The sequence below is a fragment of the Comamonas odontotermitis genome (assembly GCF_040396735.1).
Classification (GTDB): Bacteria; Pseudomonadota; Gammaproteobacteria; order Burkholderiales; family Burkholderiaceae_C; genus Comamonas; species Comamonas odontotermitis_C.
In genome coordinates this window covers 16,772-32,859 of sequence record NZ_JBEBNZ010000020.1, presented here as the reverse complement: position 1 = coordinate 32,859, position 16,088 = coordinate 16,772, and the positions used below count along the sequence as shown (strand labels likewise).

The following is a 16,088-nucleotide window of genomic DNA, read 5'->3' as shown; positions in this document are numbered from 1 at the left end:
CCCCGCTGCCCTAGCGGCGGCCCCACACCTCCTTGAGTTGCGCAGCGTTGTGCAGCATGGCCTGCGGGCCTGCAACGCCCAGCAGGTACCAGACTCGGGGGTCCAGAAACACCACCTGGCCTTTTTTGCCAGCCTCGGTGCTCCTGATCGTGTCGTTGTCAAACAACTCCTGGCTCGCCACCACAGGCTTGCCGTCGCGGTCCGTAGTGCTGCCGGTTCCGGCGTTGCGGTCGATCACGTACAGCCACGAGGGGTTGATGTTGGCGATGTCGTCCATCTTCAGCGGCACGCCGCGCGGCTTGGCCGGGTCTGCCGGCAGGGCAGGCTTGACGCCCAGCACGTCGTACAGCAGGCCAAAGCGCGAGCCTGGCGTCTGGCCGTTCATGTTCCTGCTGACCGCCAGCACCAGAAGGCCTGCATCCTTTTGCTGCGCGATGGCGCGGGTGCTGTCCACTTCGGCACGCACACGCTGCATCAGTTGCTGGCCCTCGGCCTGCTTGCCCCACAGGCTGGCGAGCGTGTTGACGTTGCGCTGCATGTCGTCGAGCAGGTGCTGGTTGTTCACCGTCAGATCGAGCGTTGGTGCAATTTTGCTAAGAATGTCGAACTTGCCTGCGCTGCGCCCGGCAATCACGATCAAATCGGGCTGCAGGCGGCTGAGTGCATCGAAATCAGGCTCGAACAGGCTGCCCGCCACCGTGTACCGCGCATCGGCATAGCCTTTCATGTAGGCCGGGAAGTTGGCCTTGGCCAGGCCCGCCACGGGCAGCTTCAGTGCCTGCATGGTGTCGAGCGATGCCAGGTCATACACCACCACACGCTTGGGTGCATATGGCACCGTGGCCGCGCCCTTGGCGTGCTGCACGGTGATGGTGGCTGGCTGCTGGGCCAGCGCCGGGCCTGCCATCGGCAAGACCGCCAGGCCCAGGGCGATGCTCCACAGGGGCCGCAGGTGGCGGGATCCTGTCGCTTGCATTGCGTTCGCTGTCATTGTTCTTTCCTCCTTGGTTCAAAAGCGATGGCGCCGCGGCGCGCCTGTGCGCTGCCACGGCAAGAGAGGCAAAGGCCGGTCAGAAGCCCGCAGTCACCTTGGCCCAGTAGCGGCGGCCGTCATACACGGCGCCGAAGTCGGTGGTATCGACGCGCTTGTCGAACAGGTTGTAGACGCCGGCGCTGAACTTGACGTTCTTCGACAGGGCGTAGTTCACGCCCAGATCCATGAAGGTGAAGGACGGCGTGCCCTTGGCCATGGAGGTGCGGCTCAGGTAATCCGATGCGGCGCCACGGAAGTTGACGCGGCTCCATACGCCCAGCTTGCTGCTGGCTTGCCAGTCCACCGTGGCATTGAGCATGTGCTTGGGCATCTTGTTCAGAGGCTTGCCCGCAAATGCACCGCTCTTCTGCTCCGAACGGGTGAAGGTGTAGTTGGTGGCCAGGCGCAGGTCGTCGGAGGCCTTCCAGGTGGCGGTGGCTTCGACGCCGCGCATCGTGGCCTCGTCCACGTTCACGCGGTCGCTGATGAACTTGTAGGGTGTGCCGTAGATGCTGCAGTTGCCGGTGACGATGGCGCGGCCGCCGCCTTCGGTGTCCTCGCAGCTGCGCACCTCCGTGATCTTGTCCTTGAAGTTGGTGTTGAACAAGGTCAGGCTGCTGCTGAAGTTCTGGCGGTTGTCCCAGATCAGGCCCAGCTCCTGGCTGGTGCTTTTCTCGGGCTTGAGGTTGGGGTTGCCACGGATGATGGCCGGATCGCCGCCACCACCGGTGATCTGCCCCCAGTCGGCCACCGCTGCGCGCAGGTTGGGCGCCTTGAAGCCGGTGGAGATGCCGCCCTTGACGCTCAACTGGGGCGTGGCATGCCACACGCCGTAGATGCGCGGTGTCCAGTCAGTGCCGTAGTTCTGGTCGTGGTTCATGCGCAGGCCCGCTGTCAGCGCAATCTGGTCGGTGGCCCGCCATTCGTTCTCGGCGAACACCGCCCACTGGTAGCGCTTGAGCGTGTCGATCGGGTTGGCCACCCGCATCTGGTTACCGTTGTCCGTCAGCTTTTCCTGCTTGTAGAAGACGCCCACGGTCGTCAGGTTGCGCTCACCCAACGGCATCACGATCTGGCTGTTGAATTCGGTGTTCTTCACGTTCATCTCGCGCGAAGGGTTGTCCACCTCTTCATGCTGCAGGTAGGTGGTCGAGGTGCCGAATCCCCAGCGCCCGGTGTGCGACAGCGCGAAGTGGTTGCGGGTGTAGTCGGAGTAGCTGGAGGTGCTGCTGGCCGTCTTGCCCTTGGTGGAATAGCGGTCCTGCAGGGTGCGGCCGACCTCCAGCGCCAGGTCATGGTCCTTGTTGGGGGTCAGCGTGAGCTTGGCCGTGCCGGAGGTGCTGTCCTGTTCGTTGAATCCGTTGACAAAGCGGTCTTCGAGGCGCCGCGATTTCTGGCCGTAGATCTGCAGGCCCAGCACGTCGCTCTTGATCGGCCCGGCCAGGTAGAAATTGCTCTGGTACATGTCGCCCGAGCGGGATGATTCCTGCTGCGTCGTCTCCGCGCTCACCGTTCCGGTCCATTGCTTGGCCACCTTGCGGGTGATGATGTTGATCACCCCGCCCATGGCATCGGAGCCGTAGAGCGACGACATGGGCCCGCGCACGACCTCGATGCGCTCAATGGCAGACAGCGGCGGCAGCCAGCCCTGCTCAATACCGGCGCCATCGCTGTTGGGGCGGGTTTCGCGCGAGTTCTGCGGTTTGCCGTCCACCAGGATCAGGGTGTAGTTGGCCCCCATGCCACGAATGCTGATGTCGCTGGAGGAGCCGCCGCCCGTCAGCACCACACTCGGCACATCCTTGAGCGCATCGGTCACATCCCGGTAGGCTTTTTTCTCCAACTCCTGGCGCGGAATAACCGTGATCGAGGCGGGCGCGTCTTCCACCGCCTGCTCAAAGCCGGATGCGGTCACCACCATGGTCGCCAGCGTGCTTTCTGCCGCGCCGCCCGTATCTGCCTGGGCCACGGTGACAGCGGCCTGCTGCTGCTCGGCCGCCTGCGCCAGCGCCGCGCCTTGCAGGCCGGCCGCCGCCATCGCCAGCGCAACGGCCCGCAGCCGGTGCTGGCCGGTTGCCCAAGGCGAAACAGAGGTGGAAGAAAACGGACGTGCCAAGGCAGCGCCCACCGCAGCAGATGCGCAGGAGGACATGGGTAAGCTCAAAAACTAGTGGTAAACAACAGTCACGCGGCAGCGCTCCACGGGTTACGCGAACTAATCGCAATCAACCTGGAAGCTGGCAACGGACCAGCGAACATTCGCTTGTTGTGAGGGCTGCGGCCACGGTGCTCGGTGGGAGTCCGTCCTGGCTACACACGCCAGCTAGTGCGGCATGGAGGATGGCAGCGGTTGCACGGGGGCAAGTGCCATATGGCTGGGCAAAGGGAAAACGCGAATTGCCTGAATTGTAATGCGAACAATTCTCATTATAAACATGAATGAAGAAGTGTTGCCGAATGTGAAGAAAAATGGCTGTGGCGAGCTGCAGCAGCTCCTTCGGAATCAGGCCTCGGAACATAAACACAGGCGCTGGCGGTTGCCTGTCCTGCGCAGCAGATTCAATCTTGATAGCAGACTCAGCCTGCGCCCAGCCGCGCGGCAAGCCACCCCAACCAAAACAGCACAAAGCCGATCAGCCCGCCCACCAAGGTGCCGTTGATGCGGATGTATTGCAGGTCTCGGCCGATGTTCCACTCGATCAGGTCGCTCAACTCCTTCGCGTCCCAGCGCTTAACGGTATCGGCGATGTGGGTGCCGAAGAACTGCGAAATCTCTGGCGCCAGATCACGCACCCAGATCTCCATGCGCTCGTTCAGCGAAGCGCGCAGGGCATCGTCGGCGGACAGCGATTTGCCCAGCCACAGCCCCATGCCACGCACATTGCGCGCCACGGCCGAGTGCTCATTGGCCAGGTCGCGCTGCAGACTGGCGCGCAGGCTTTGCCACAGCTCCTGCACATACTGGCCAACGGCGGCGTCGTGCTGCAGGTAGCGGCGCACTTCTTCGCCCTTCTGGTGCCATGCGGGGTCGTTTTCCAGGCGGGCGATCCATTCCTGCATGGTTTCGTCGAACTTGGCACGCAACACATGGCTGGGGTTGTCGGCAATGGCATCGAGCAGATGCTCCAGGCTGCTGGCGATCATGGCCGAGCCCTTGTCGCTCAGCCAGCCGGTGGGCAGCATCTTTTCCTTCAACGGGTGCTCGGTCTTGAGCCAATGGGCAATCGTCTGCGCCATCAGCTCCCGCGTCTCGGCTTCGCGCAGCAGCTCCACCAGCTTGTCGAGCGCCTGTTCCAGCAGCACCTGGTGGCGGCCCTCATGGGTCAGCACGGTCAGCACCCTGGACAGCGACTTGGACAGATCAAGCTGCCCCAGCAGCGTGCGCAGCGCCAGCTTGATGAAACGCTCCACCTGCGCATCCTGCACCGTGGCGAGCGCAGCGGCCGCAAGGCGCGCCACCTGGTGGCCCAGCAGCTCGGCATTGGCGGGCGAACGCAGCCACTGCGCCATCTTGTCGGCAGGCTGGTGCGTGCGCACCAGCTGCACCAGCGAGTCACCGTCGAGAAAACGTTCGCGCACGAACACGGCCAGGTTCTCGCCGATGCGGTCCTTGTTGCGCGGAATGATGGCGGTGTGGCGCGAAATCCAGGGAATGGGGATGTGCTTGAAAAGTGCCGACACGGCAAACCAGTCGGCCAGCGCGCCCACCATACCCGCCTCGGTCATCGCGCGCAGGCAGCGCAGTGCCAGCTGCCAGCGTTCTGACTGTGCAAAAGGCTGGCCCAGGCTCCAGCTGGCCAGCACAAACAACATGGCCACTGCAATCAGCAGCAGCAGCGGGGTACGCTTGGCGCGGCGCAGCAGGTTCTGCTGCTCTTCGGTCAGAAGCATCGGCATAGGCCCACTGTAGCGGCAAGCGTCGGCAGTTGCCAAGTCGGCCTGAACCCCTCCTTTGCCATACGGCGCGGGGCGCCGGTTTCATTTTCCGGCCATTGCTGGTCATTTCCGGCCATCGGAATTGGCCTAACTCCTACCGGAATTGCAAAGCATGGACAATGGCGGCCATCCACTTTCAAGGCCAAGCATGACCGATACCAACAACACCGACCGCCCCGCACTGCCCGACCACCTGTCCATCGACCCCAAGAGCCCGCACTTTGTGCGCGAGGTGTTCAGCCACGACATCGGCATCCGCTTCAACGGCACCGAGCGCAATGATGTCGAGGAATACTGCGTGAGCGAAGGCTGGGTGAAGGTGCCCGCCGGCAAGACGGTGGACCGCAAGGGCCGCCCACTGCTGATCAAGATCAAGGGCCTCGTCGAGGCGTACTACAAGGACTGACGCCAGCCGGCACCGAGCGGCATGACGCTGCAAGTGCCGCTGCGCCAGCCTTCAAAAAAGTAAGCTGCCTGCGCTTGCTCCTCAAGGCGTTCAACGGATATTTCCATTGAAATGCCCTGAAGACCTGCGCAGGCAGCTCTTTTTATTGCTCTGCAGCGGCGTGGGAGATGGGCCGCATCAGGCCAGGGCTTCGGCGGGGCCGAAGAACTCGTAGCGCACCTGCTTGTCGGGCACGCCCAGGCTGTGGAGCGAGCGCTTGAGCACGCGCATGAACGGGCGCGGACCGAGGAAGTACACGTCCGCATCGCGCGAAGCGGGCAACCATTCGCCCAGGCGCTGCTCGGTCAGATAGCCTTCGGCATCGACCGCGTCCTCCGGCACCGCGCGGTCATAGCAGTAGTAGCGTGTGAGCTGCGGGTGTTCGGCAGCCAACTGGTCGATGCGCTCGCGGAAGGCATGCACCGAGCGATCTCGCGCGCAGTGGATGAAGGTGACCGGGCGCTGGGCCGCCAGCGCGGTGGCCAGCATGGGCAGCGTGGGCGTGATGCCGACGCCGCCGCTGATCAGCACCAGCGGCTTGCTGCTTTCCTGCAGCGTGAAGTGGCCTGCCGGAGGGAAGAGCTGCAGCGTGTCGCCCACCTGCACCTGGTCGTGCAGAAAGTTAGACACCTTGCCACCCGCCTCGCGCTTGACGCTGATGCGCAGGCTCCTGCCGTTGGCCGGGGCCGAGAGCGAATAGTTGCGGCGCTGCTCCACGCCATCCACCACGGCACGCAAACCGATGTACTGGCCCGGTAGATAGGCAATCACCGCGCCGCCGTCGGCGGGCACCAGGTAGAACGAGGTGATCTCGGCGCTCTCCTCCACCTTCTTCTCCACCTTGAAGGTGCGCTCGCCGCGCCAGCCGCCTTCGGTCTCGGCCGTGCGGTCGTACACGCTGCGCTCGGCAGCGATCAGGATATCGGCGAGCTGCTGGTAGGCGGCGCCCCAGGCTGCGATCACCTCGTCGGTGGCGATTTCGGCGCCCAGCACCTCGCGGATGGCACGCAGCAGGCAGGTGCCGACGATGGGGTAGTGCTCGGCCTGCACCTGCAGCGCCACATGCTTGTTCACGATCTGCGCGGGCAGGTCGCCCAGGTTCTCAAGCTTGTCGATGTGCTTGGCGTACATCAACACGCTATTGGCCAAGGCGCGTGGCTGGGCGCCGCTTTGCTGGTGGGCCTGGTTGAACAGCGGGCGCACCTCGGCGTATTCGCCCAGCATGATCTTGTAGAAATGCGTGGTCAGCGCCTCGCCGCCCGTCTCCAGCAGCGGTACGGTGGATTTGACGATCTCATTTTGACGGTCAGTCAGCATGCTTACTCCTTGCGTGTGTTCTCCCTCTGTAGTGCAGATAGCGTGCCAACACCATCCTTGAGGAATATCAATGTGTTGCACAATGATTGCAGTCATACTGACAACCTAAAAATGCAGTGTTTTTGACATCACAGGTCGTTTTGACATCATCCAAAATCCTCAACGCAGTGATTCCCCTGGTGGCCGATCTGGCACAGGAGATGACCGAGCGCGAACGCCTGCGCCGCCTGCTGGCTGCGCTGCGCACCCTGCTGCCCGCAGATGCCGTGGCCCTGCTGCGGCTCGAAGGCGAATGGCTGCGGCCCGTCGCCATGGACGGCCTGGTGCCCGATGCCCTGGGCCGGCGCTTCAAAGTGGCCGAGCACCCGCGCCTGGCGCAATTGCTGGCCGCCGGGCAGGCCATGCGCTTTGCCCCCGACAGCCCCCTGCCCGACCCTTATGACGGGCTGATCGCCCACAGCCTGCACCAGGGCCCGCTGCATGTGCATGACTGCATGGGCTGTGTGCTCCAGACCGGTGGCCTCGCCTGGGGCCTGCTCACACTTGACGCGCTGCAGCCCGGCCGCTTTGAAGGCAGCCAGGCACTGGAGCTGTTGCAGGCCTTCAGCAACCTGGCCGCAGCCACGGTGGCCACGGCAGAGCGTGTGCAGCAGATATCCCAGGTGGCCCGCAGCGCCAATGCGCCCGCCGCACGCGGCCCCGCCCAGGGCGCACACGGCATGCGGCAGATCCTGGGCTCGAGCCCCGCCATCCGCCAGTTGCAAAAGCACATTGCCCTGGTCGCCGCCAGCGATCTGGCCGTGCTCATCACCGGCGAAACCGGCACCGGCAAGGAACTGGTGGCCCAGGCCGTGCATGCGCAATCGGCGCGCGCAGACCGCCCGCTCATCAGCATCAACTGCGCGGCGCTGCCTGACAACCTGGTGGAAAGTGAGCTGTTTGGCCACGTGCGCGGCGCATTCACCGGCGCGCTCGCCGAGCGACGCGGCAAGTTCGAGCAGGCGCACCAGGGCACCCTGTTTCTCGATGAGGTGGGCGAGCTGTCGCTGCCCGTGCAGGCCAAGCTGCTGCGCGTGCTGCAAAGCGGCCAGTTGCAGCGCCTGGGATCGGACCGCGAACACCAGGTGGACGTGCGCGTGATCGCCGCCACCAACCGCGACCTGGCAGATGAGGTGCGCGCCGGCCGCATGCGTGCCGATTTCTACCACCGCCTGTGCGTCTACCCCTTGGTGGTGCCGCCGCTGCGCAAGCGCGACAGCGACACGCTGGTACTGGCCGGCAGCTTTCTCGAAGAAAACCGCTCGCGCCTGCAACTGGGCGGGCTGCGGCTGGATTCCGCCGCGCAGGCCGCGCTCCTGCGCTACCCCTGGCCCGGCAATGTGCGCGAGTTGGAACACTGCATCAGCCGGGCCGTGCTCAAGGCCCTCAGCCGCACCCTGCCCCAAGGCAAGGACCGGGCACGGCCGCGCATGCTGAGCATTGGCGAAGAAGATCTTTGGGATGCCGCCGCAGCAGCGCCCATGCCACCCGGGCTGGCGGGCGCGGCGCTGCCGGCATCAGCCGCACCGGCCATCGAATCTGCCAGCACGCCTTTGGCAAGCCATGGCCTGCGGGACAGTCTGCAGGCCTATGAACGCCAGTTGGTCAGCGCAAGCCTTGCGCGCCACAACGGAAGCTGGGCCGCAGCGGCGCGCGAGCTTCAGCTGGACCGAGCGAACCTGCAGCGGCTGGCCAAGCGCCTGGGAATTGAGCGACACTAAGAACGTGTTTACGATCTCCAAGCGCCCAGGATTGGGGCCATCTGCTGCAGAACACCCTATGAAAACCGGTCGCTTTCCACCCCCGGGACGCCAGGCAGACCCTGCGCCCTTTCGCCGCCTGAACTACGGCTTTGCCTTTGAATGGGTGGAAGCGCCCGGCAGCCTGGAAGCGCTTCTCGCGCATCTGGACAGCCTGCGCGCAGCCGATCCGTCGCACCGCTATTTGTGCACCCTGGACGACACTGCCCAGTGCAGCTATACCAGCGGCCATGCCCGCAGCGACGAGCGGCTGGAGGTGGATGCGCCCGAAAACATGGACTGGGATGCCCCCGCCGAGCTTGCCGCCTGGGAACTGGCCTGCCTGCAGCACCGCGTGCAGCAACTGGCCAACCCGGAGTTGGTGCAGACCTGGAGCGACGTATGCGGCAGCCTCAATGCCGCCCCGGAGGACATCGATTCGCTGGTATCCGTCAACGCCGACCCCGATGCCTTGCTGGACGAGGTGGTCTACATCCAGCGCCTGCCGGTGCCGTCAGATGAGCTGATGATCGCCGGCCAGCCCAATGGCTACTTCAGCTGCGACTGGGACACGTTCCAGAACCATGCCGTCATCCGCCATCTGGCTGCGCAATGGAACTACCGCTTTTTCGGCATGGGAGCCGCCTGGATGGGTTTTGTGCGCCAGGCCCCACTCTCCAGCGACGAAGCACGCCGCCTGGTGGACGAGCTGCGCACCTTGTACGGCAGCGGCCAGGGCAATGAGGTGCTGCAGCACCCCGCGTGGCAGACCCTGGAGCAATTGCTGCAGACGCAGCGCACCCTGCTGCTGGGCTATACCGAAAATATGGCCGACTATTGACGGAGACCGCCGGCGGCGCCCTGCCCTACCCATGAAAAAGGCCTGAACACGGGTTTCCGCGTCCAGGCCTCGCATCTACCGATGCGGCATCGGGTGACGGGCCTTTTACGGGCCTCTTACTGACCCTTGATGCCCAGCAGTTCCACCTCGAAGTTCAGGGTTGCATTGGGAGGAATCACGCCGCCCGCACCGCGCGCGCCGTAGGCAATGCCCGGTGGGCAGGTCAGCTTGGCCTTGCCGCCCACCTTCATCATCTGCACGCCTTCGGTCCAGCAGGGAATCACGCCTTGCAACGGAAATTCGATCGGCTCACCGCGCTTGTAGGAGCTGTCGAACTCCTTGCCACTGTCAGGGAAGGTGCCCTTGTAGTGCACCTTGACGGTGTCGCTGGCCTTGGGGCTGGCGCCCGTGCCTTCCTTCACGCTCTCGTACACCAGGCCGCTCTTGGTGGTGACGGGCTTGGCTTGGGCGTGGGCGAAGCCGGCAGCCAGGGCGATGGCAGCGCACAGGGCGCTGGCGGTCAATGCTTTCATGCTGAAAAATCCGTTTCCTAAAACCAGAAAAAATGCATTTTGCGCGCTTCGGGTGCGCGCCAGCAGCTATCAAAACAGAAGTTAACCTTTGATACCCAAATCGTCCAACCCTTTACGCAAATGGCCGACCGTTCTGTCGACGTTGTGCCACTTGTCCAGGCCGAAGAGGCCGATGCGGAAGGTCTTGAAGTCCGGCCCTTCGTCGCACATGAGCGGCACGCCAGCTGCCGTTTGCAGGCCGACGCTGGCGAATTTCTTGCTGTTCTGGATGTCTGGATCGGTGGTGTAGCTCACCACCACGCCCGGCGCCTTGAAGCCTTGCGCCGCCACACTGGGAAAGCCCCGTGATTCGAGCAGTTCGCGCACCTTCTGGCCCAGCAGCATCTGCTCCTGCCGCAGCTTGTCAAAGCCGTAGCCCTCGGCCTCCTTCATCACATCGCGCAGATGCACCAGGGCATCGGTTGGCATGGTGGCGTGGTAGGCGTGCTGGCCTTTCTCGTAGCCTTCGGCAATCTGCATCCACTTCTTCAGGTCGCAGGAGAAGCTGCTGCTCTTGGTGTCATCGATCGCCTTTCGTGCCCGCTCGGAGAGCATGACCATGGCGCAGCAGGGCGTCCCGCTCCAGCCCTTTTGGGGCGCGGTAATGAGCACATCCACGCCGGTTTTCTGCATATCGACCCACATGGCGCCGCTGGCCACGCAGTCGAGCACCATGAGCGCGCCCACTTCGTGCGCAGCCGCACTGATCGTCTGCAGATAGTCATCGGGCAGGATGATGCCGCTGGCCGTTTCCACATGCGGCGCAAACACGACCTGGGGTTTTTCCTTGCGGATGGTGGCAGCCACTTCGTCTGCGGGGCACGGCGCCCACGCATCCTGCGCGCCATTGCCCGAGGGGCGTGCCTTGCAGATGACGGCGCCGCCACCGAGGCCGCCCTCTTCGAAAATCTGCGTCCAGCGGTAGCTGAACCAGCCATTGCGCACGATGAGCACCTTGGCCTTGTTGGCAAACTGGCGGGCGACGGCTTCCATGCCGAAGGTGCCGCTGCCGGGCACGATGACGGCCGTGTGCGCGTGGTAGGTGGTCTTGAGAATGTGGAGAATGTCGCCCATCACGCCAATGAATTTCTTGGACATGTGGTTGAGCGCGCGGTCGGTGTAGACGACCGAAAACTCCAGCAGGCCATCGGGATCGACGTCAGGCAGCAATCCAGGCATGGTGTCTCCTTGGGAAGGTTTGCAGGTAAGAGGGACCGGGGCGTCAGCTTATCATGCAGCCCCGGCAGCAGGCAGTCCGCATCCATTTGACCGAAATGCGGCGTTGGTGCGCACCCAGCAAGCAGAGAACATTCAAAAACAATAGCAAACCATCAACCTGCTGTCGCATAGTTGCGGCTGCCGAAAATTCCGCTGCCCACGCGCACCAGGGTCGATCCGGCCTGCACGGCGGCCTGCAGGTCGGCCGTCATGCCCAGCGACAAGGTGTCCCACTGCGCCAACTGCGGCAGGCCCAGCCTCGCAATATCGTCAAAAACGGACTTGGCGCGCTGATGCAGGGCGAGCTGCGCCTCGAAATCGGGCGCAGCGTCAGGGATGCTCATCACACCACGCAGGACAAGACGGGGCAATTGCGCCACCTCGCGCACCAGCGCTTCCACGTCGGCGGGCGCCACGCCGGATTTGGTGGTGCCGCCATCCACGTTGACCTGGATGCAGACCTGCAGAGGTGCCCGGTGTTCGGGTCGCTGCTCCGACAGGCGCTGCGCGATCTTGAGGCGGTCGATGGTGTGCACCCAGTCAAAGTGCTCGGCCACCAGGCGGGTCTTGTTGCTTTGCACCGGACCGATGCAGTGCCAGACGAGGCCCTTGTCCCGGTAGGCGGGCTGGTCGGCAAAGTAGCCGACCTTCTCCACGCCTTCCTGAATGTAGTTTTCTCCAAACGCTTGCTGCCCTGCGGCAATGGCGTCTGCAATCGCGTCCACACCGAAGGTTTTCGAGACAGCCAGCAGCGCCACGCTGCCCACGGGGCGCCCCGCGGCGCGGCAAGCCTCGTCGATTTGCTGGTGTATGTGCTGAATTTTTTCGACAATCGTGCTCATAATGCTTGGCAGAGTAACAAATCAAAGAGGGAACTGCAGTGGATATCACGCAATTGCTGGCATTCAGCGTCAAAAACAAGGCTTCTGACTTGCACTTGTCAGCCGGCCTGCCGCCAATGATCCGGGTTCATGGCGATGTGCGCCGCATCAACGTCGATCCGCTGGACCACAAGCAGGTGCACGCGATGGTCTACGACATCATGAGCGATGCCCAGCGAAAGCAGTATGAAGAGTTCCTGGAAGTCGACTTTTCGTTCGAGATCGACGGCCTGGCGCGCTTTCGCGTCAACGCCTTCAACCAGAACCGGGGCGCAGGTGCGGTGTTCCGTACCATTCCGAGCAAAATTCTGACGCTGGAGCAGTTGAACGCCCCGAAGATCTTTGCCGAGCTGTCGCTCAAGCCGCGTGGTCTGGTGCTGGTGACGGGCCCGACCGGTTCGGGCAAATCCACCACCCTGGCAGCCATGGTGAACTACTTGAACGAAAACGAATACGGGCACATCCTCACGGTGGAGGACCCCATCGAATTCGTGCACGAGTCCAAGAAATGCCTCATCAACCAACGCGAAGTGGGACCGCAGACCCTGTCTTTCAGTGCCGCGCTGCGCTCGGCGCTGCGTGAAGACCCGGACGCGATCCTGGTGGGCGAAATGCGCGACCTGGAGACCATTCGCCTTGCCATGACGGCGGCAGAAACCGGCCACCTGGTGTTCGGCACCTTGCACACCTCGTCGGCCGCCAAGACCATCGACCGTATCATCGACGTGTTTCCAGCCGAAGAAAAGGAAATGGTGCGTGCGATGCTCTCCGAATCGCTGCAGGCCGTGATCTCGCAGACGCTGTGCAAGACCAAGGACGGCCAGGGCCGCGTGGCTGCGCACGAAATCATGCTGGGCACACCGGCCATCCGCAACCTGATCCGCGAAGCCAAGGTGGCGCAGATGTATTCCACCATCCAGACCAGCAATGCCGTGGGCATGCAGACTCTGGACCAGAACCTGACCGACCTGGTGCGCCGCAACGTGATCAGCCCAGCAGAGGCACGCGGCAAGGCCAAGACACCGGAAAACTTCCCGGGTTGAGCCCCTGCGTCAGGTGATTGCCTGCGCAGCGGGCGCAGGCACCCTGTCACAGCCGTTCACAATTGGCTGACAAACGGTTGCACGAAGGGCGCCAGCGGTGATTGCACACGCCGCTGGCGCCCTTTATCCTTGGGCAAAGGAGATGCAGCGCCATGAACAGCCAGCCCATGCTCGCACCCGCAGACGCCATGGAAGAAGCCGAGACCGGCTTTTTCCTGCACGGCTTTCAACGGGCCAGCGCTGCCAATGTCCCGTTCGTCCACTGGAACCAGAGACGCAAGGCCGTCCACGCGCAATTGCTGACGCCGGCAGACCCCGCTGCCGCGCTGCGGCTGGTCTGGTCGCAGGACACCTCCCTTCGCCACCTGCAATCGCCCTTTATCGACCAGCTGGTGCAATACCTGGAGTTCTACCATGTGCCTGCGCAGCAAACCCTTATCACCCAGGGTGAACTGGGCGACTACATGCTGATCCAGATGAGCGGACAGGTTTCGGTGGACCGCCGCATGCCCGATGGCAGCCTGGCGCACCTGGCAGACACCCAGGCCGGTGATGTACTGGGAGAAATGTCGCTGTTTGACAGCAGTCCGCGCTTTTCTTCGTGCACCAGCAGTACCGACTGCGCCCTCGCCGTGCTGAAGGCCGATACACTGGATGCCATGATGGAGCTGGACGCATCCACCGCCGCCTACCTGCTGGCGCTGTTTGCACGCAAGCTATCCACCCGACTGCGCCAGACGACCGCCCGGATCGAGCCCTGACACCTTCCCTGTCCAGCTGACCGTGTCCGTCGCTGTTGCGCAAGTAACAACAGCGATACAGAGCGACACACAGAGAGGATCACCATGGAACGGGACCAGGCCAGTAAATTCATCAACGATTTGCTCAAGCTGATGGTGCAGCGCAATGGCAGTGACTTGTTCATCACTGCCGATTTTCCGCCCGCCATCAAGATCGACGGCAAGGTCACCAAAGTATCCAGCCAGCCGCTCTCGCCCAACCATACGCTGACGCTCGCGCGCTCCATCATGAGCGACCGCCAGGTTGCCGAGTTCGAAAAGACCAAGGAATGCAATTTCGCGATCTCGCCCGCAGGCATCGGGCGGTTCCGCGTCAACGCCTTTGTGCAACAAGGCAGCGTCGGCCTGGTGCTGCGTACCATTCCGCTGACCCTGCCAACCATCGATGGCCTGGGTGTGCCCCAGGTGCTCAAGGACGTGGCGATGGCCAAGCGCGGGCTGTGCATCATGGTGGGCGCCACGGGCTCGGGCAAATCCACCACCCTGGCCGCCATGGTGGACTGGCGCAACGAAAACTCCTACGGCCACATCATCACTGTCGAAGACCCGGTGGAATTCGTCCACCCCCACAAGAACTGCGTCGTGACCCAGCGCGAAGTGGGGCTGGACACCGAAAGCTGGGAAGCCGCACTGAAGAACACGCTGCGTCAGGCGCCCGATGTGATCCTGATGGGCGAAATCCGTGACCGCGAGACCATGGAGCACGCCGTGGCCTTTGCCGAAACCGGCCACCTGTGCCTGGCGACCCTGCACGCCAACAGCGCCAACCAGGCGCTGGACCGCATCATCAACTTCTTCCCCGAAGAGCGCCGCGCGCAGCTCCTGATGGACCTGTCGCTGAATCTGCGCGGCATGGTGTCGCAGCGCCTGCTGCCCAAGCAGGACAGCAAGGGCCGTGTGGCCGCCGTGGAAGTGATGCTGAACACGCCGCTGATTGCGGACCTGATCTTCAAGGGCGAGGTGGGCGAGATCAAGGAGATCATGAAAAAGAGCCGCAACCTGGGTATGCAGACCTTTGACCAGGCGCTGTTCGACCTGTATGAGGCCAACATGATCACCTACGAAGACGCGCTGCGCAACGCCGACTCGGTCAACGACCTGCGCCTGCAGATCAAGCTGGGCAGCCAGCGCGCCAAGCGCACCGACCTGGCCGAAGGCACCGAGCATCTCACAATCGTCTAGACTGTGTGCAGACAGCAGCCGCAGCAGGCTGCACCGCATTCACGGCGCGCCATTGCCATGCACCATGCAATGCGCGCCTTTTCTTTTTTCAGGAGATTCCATGCCCAGCAGTATCCAAGCGCGTTCCTACGACTCCACCCCCGCGTTGAAAGTGGCCTTCATCGGCCTGGGCGTCATGGGCTACCCGATGGCTGGCCATCTCGCCCAGGCGGGCCACCAGGTCACCGTGTACAACCGCACCGCCAAGAAAGCCCAGGATTGGGTGGCCGAATTTTCCGCCAGCAAGGCCCCGGCCCACGCGCCCACGCCGCGCGAGGCAGCAGCCGGTGCCGACATCGTGTTCTGCTGCGTGGGCAATGACGATGACCTGCGCTCGGTCACCACCGGCCAAGATGGCGCCTTTGCCGGCATGCAGCCTGGAGCGGTCTTTGTGGACCACACCACGGCATCGGCGGATGTGGCCCGTGAACTCTACGCCCAGGCCCAGGCGCTGGGCCTGCAGTTCATCGATGCGCCCGTCTCCGGCGGGCAGGCGGGCGCCGTCAATGGCCAGCTCACGGTGATGTGCGGCGGCGATGAAGCGGTGTTCAACACCATCAAGCCGGTGGCCATGGCCTTCTCGCGTGCCTGCACCTACCTGGGCGCAAGCGGCTCGGGCCAGTTGGCCAAGATGGTCAACCAGATCTGCATTGCCGGTCTGGTGCAAGGCCTGTCGGAAGCCATCGCCTTTGGCATGAATGCGGGGCTGAACATGCCCCAGGTGCTGGATGTGGTGAGCAAGGGCGCGGCGCAAAGCTGGCAGATGGAAAACCGCGGCAAGACCATGGTGGAGGGCAAGTTCGACTTCGGCTTTGCCGTGGACTGGATGCGCAAGGACCTGGGCCTGGTGCTGGACGAGGCCAAGCGCAATGGCTCGCGCCTGCCGGTGACGGCATTGGTCGACCAGTTCTACGCCGATGTGCAGCAGATGGGCGGCAACCGCTGGGATACCTCCAGCCTGATCGCGCGCCTCCATAAAAAATGATAGCTACTGGCGCTCACC

14 protein-coding genes are annotated in these 16,088 nt (G+C 63.5%); 7 read left to right on the top strand and 7 right to left on the bottom strand.

Annotated features, from left to right (window positions below):
• Positions 1 to 10: 10 nt before the first annotated feature.
• The 3 genes from ACH2DG_RS16020 to ACH2DG_RS16010 all read right to left on the bottom strand — a co-directional run bounded on the left by ACH2DG_RS16020 (position 11) and on the right by ACH2DG_RS16010 (position 4,930).
• Complete coding sequence (locus tag ACH2DG_RS16020) at positions 11 to 991, bottom strand: siderophore ABC transporter substrate-binding protein (protein ID WP_395027370.1); 981 nt, start codon at positions 989 to 991, stop codon at positions 11 to 13.
• Positions 992 to 1,070: 79 nt separating this feature from the next.
• Entirely contained in the window at positions 1,071 to 3,185 is a 2,115-nt protein-coding gene (locus tag ACH2DG_RS16015) for a ligand-gated channel protein (RefSeq protein WP_395027369.1), read from the bottom strand.
• Positions 3,186 to 3,610: 425 nt separating this feature from the next.
• The gene (locus ACH2DG_RS16010; protein ID WP_395027368.1) at positions 3,611 to 4,930 is read right to left on the bottom strand and encodes a DUF445 domain-containing protein; all 1,320 of its coding nucleotides are present in this window, start codon (positions 4,928 to 4,930) and stop codon (positions 3,611 to 3,613) included.
• Positions 4,931 to 5,117: 187 nt separating this feature from the next.
• Between ACH2DG_RS16010 and ACH2DG_RS16005 the strand changes: the two genes are divergently transcribed.
• On the top strand, positions 5,118 to 5,375 hold the full coding sequence (locus ACH2DG_RS16005; RefSeq protein WP_395027367.1) for a DUF3297 family protein: 258 nt from the start codon (positions 5,118 to 5,120) through the stop codon (positions 5,373 to 5,375).
• Positions 5,376 to 5,552: 177 nt separating this feature from the next.
• On the opposite strand, the gene hmpA is transcribed toward ACH2DG_RS16005, so the two are convergent.
• Positions 5,553 to 6,731: an NO-inducible flavohemoprotein gene (gene hmpA / locus ACH2DG_RS16000; RefSeq protein ID WP_395027366.1), complete on the bottom strand. Its 1,179-nt coding sequence runs from the start codon at positions 6,729 to 6,731 to the stop codon at positions 5,553 to 5,555.
• A 140-nt stretch (positions 6,732 to 6,871) separates the two neighbouring features.
• On the opposite strand from hmpA, the gene norR reads away from it, so the two are divergent.
• Together norR and ACH2DG_RS15990 are read left to right on the top strand one after the other, a co-directional pair.
• Positions 6,872 to 8,491, top strand: coding sequence for a nitric oxide reductase transcriptional regulator NorR (norR, locus tag ACH2DG_RS15995; RefSeq protein ID WP_395027365.1), 1,620 nt, complete (start codon positions 6,872 to 6,874; stop codon positions 8,489 to 8,491).
• A gap of 58 nt (positions 8,492 to 8,549) precedes the next feature.
• On the top strand, positions 8,550 to 9,350 hold the full coding sequence (locus ACH2DG_RS15990; protein WP_395027364.1) for a hypothetical protein: 801 nt from the start codon (positions 8,550 to 8,552) through the stop codon (positions 9,348 to 9,350).
• 116 nt (positions 9,351 to 9,466) lie between these two features.
• Here ACH2DG_RS15990 and ACH2DG_RS15985 read toward each other — a convergent pair whose 3' ends face one another.
• The 3 genes from ACH2DG_RS15985 to ACH2DG_RS15975 form a co-directional block, all read right to left on the bottom strand.
• The gene (locus ACH2DG_RS15985) at positions 9,467 to 9,883 is read right to left on the bottom strand and encodes an FKBP-type peptidyl-prolyl cis-trans isomerase (protein ID WP_395027363.1); all 417 of its coding nucleotides are present in this window, start codon (positions 9,881 to 9,883) and stop codon (positions 9,467 to 9,469) included.
• Between the two features lie 81 nt (positions 9,884 to 9,964).
• Positions 9,965 to 11,101: an aminotransferase class V-fold PLP-dependent enzyme gene (locus ACH2DG_RS15980; protein ID WP_395027361.1), complete on the bottom strand. Its 1,137-nt coding sequence runs from the start codon at positions 11,099 to 11,101 to the stop codon at positions 9,965 to 9,967.
• Positions 11,102 to 11,253: 152 nt separating this feature from the next.
• A complete protein-coding gene (locus tag ACH2DG_RS15975; protein ID WP_395027359.1) occupies positions 11,254 to 11,982 on the bottom strand; it encodes a YggS family pyridoxal phosphate-dependent enzyme in 729 nt (242 codons plus the stop codon).
• 38 nt (positions 11,983 to 12,020) lie between these two features.
• Here ACH2DG_RS15975 and ACH2DG_RS15970 point away from each other — a divergent pair, with 38 nt between their 5' ends.
• From ACH2DG_RS15970 to ACH2DG_RS15955, 4 genes are all read left to right on the top strand, one after another.
• On the top strand, positions 12,021 to 13,064 hold the full coding sequence (locus ACH2DG_RS15970) for a type IV pilus twitching motility protein PilT (protein ID WP_224151151.1): 1,044 nt from the start codon (positions 12,021 to 12,023) through the stop codon (positions 13,062 to 13,064).
• A gap of 152 nt (positions 13,065 to 13,216) precedes the next feature.
• On the top strand, positions 13,217 to 13,825 hold the full coding sequence (locus ACH2DG_RS15965) for a cyclic nucleotide-binding domain-containing protein (RefSeq protein ID WP_395027358.1): 609 nt from the start codon (positions 13,217 to 13,219) through the stop codon (positions 13,823 to 13,825).
• Between the two features lie 84 nt (positions 13,826 to 13,909).
• Positions 13,910 to 15,046: a PilT/PilU family type 4a pilus ATPase gene (locus ACH2DG_RS15960; protein WP_395027356.1), complete on the top strand. Its 1,137-nt coding sequence runs from the start codon at positions 13,910 to 13,912 to the stop codon at positions 15,044 to 15,046.
• 100 nt (positions 15,047 to 15,146) lie between these two features.
• Positions 15,147 to 16,070, top strand: coding sequence for an NAD(P)-dependent oxidoreductase (locus tag ACH2DG_RS15955; RefSeq protein WP_395027354.1), 924 nt, complete (start codon positions 15,147 to 15,149; stop codon positions 16,068 to 16,070).
• Positions 16,071 to 16,088: the final 18 nt, after the last annotated feature.

Coding starts and splice junctions, on each gene's coding strand:
- ACH2DG_RS16020 (WP_395027370.1), bottom strand. CDS start 991: ATGACAGCGAACGCAATGCAAGCGACAGGATCCCGCCACCTGCGGCCC.
- ACH2DG_RS16015 (WP_395027369.1), bottom strand. CDS start 3,185: ATGTCCTCCTGCGCATCTGCTGCGGTGGGCGCTGCCTTGGCACGTCCG.
- ACH2DG_RS16010 (WP_395027368.1), bottom strand. CDS start 4,930: ATGCCGATGCTTCTGACCGAAGAGCAGCAGAACCTGCTGCGCCGCGCC.
- ACH2DG_RS16005 (WP_395027367.1), top strand. CDS start 5,118: ATGACCGATACCAACAACACCGACCGCCCCGCACTGCCCGACCACCTG.
- hmpA (WP_395027366.1), bottom strand. CDS start 6,731: ATGCTGACTGACCGTCAAAATGAGATCGTCAAATCCACCGTACCGCTG.
- ACH2DG_RS15990 (WP_395027364.1), top strand. CDS start 8,550: ATGAAAACCGGTCGCTTTCCACCCCCGGGACGCCAGGCAGACCCTGCG.
- ACH2DG_RS15985 (WP_395027363.1), bottom strand. CDS start 9,883: ATGAAAGCATTGACCGCCAGCGCCCTGTGCGCTGCCATCGCCCTGGCT.
- ACH2DG_RS15980 (WP_395027361.1), bottom strand. CDS start 11,101: ATGCCTGGATTGCTGCCTGACGTCGATCCCGATGGCCTGCTGGAGTTT.
- ACH2DG_RS15975 (WP_395027359.1), bottom strand. CDS start 11,982: ATGAGCACGATTGTCGAAAAAATTCAGCACATACACCAGCAAATCGAC.
- ACH2DG_RS15965 (WP_395027358.1), top strand. CDS start 13,217: ATGAACAGCCAGCCCATGCTCGCACCCGCAGACGCCATGGAAGAAGCC.
- ACH2DG_RS15960 (WP_395027356.1), top strand. CDS start 13,910: ATGGAACGGGACCAGGCCAGTAAATTCATCAACGATTTGCTCAAGCTG.
- ACH2DG_RS15955 (WP_395027354.1), top strand. CDS start 15,147: ATGCCCAGCAGTATCCAAGCGCGTTCCTACGACTCCACCCCCGCGTTG.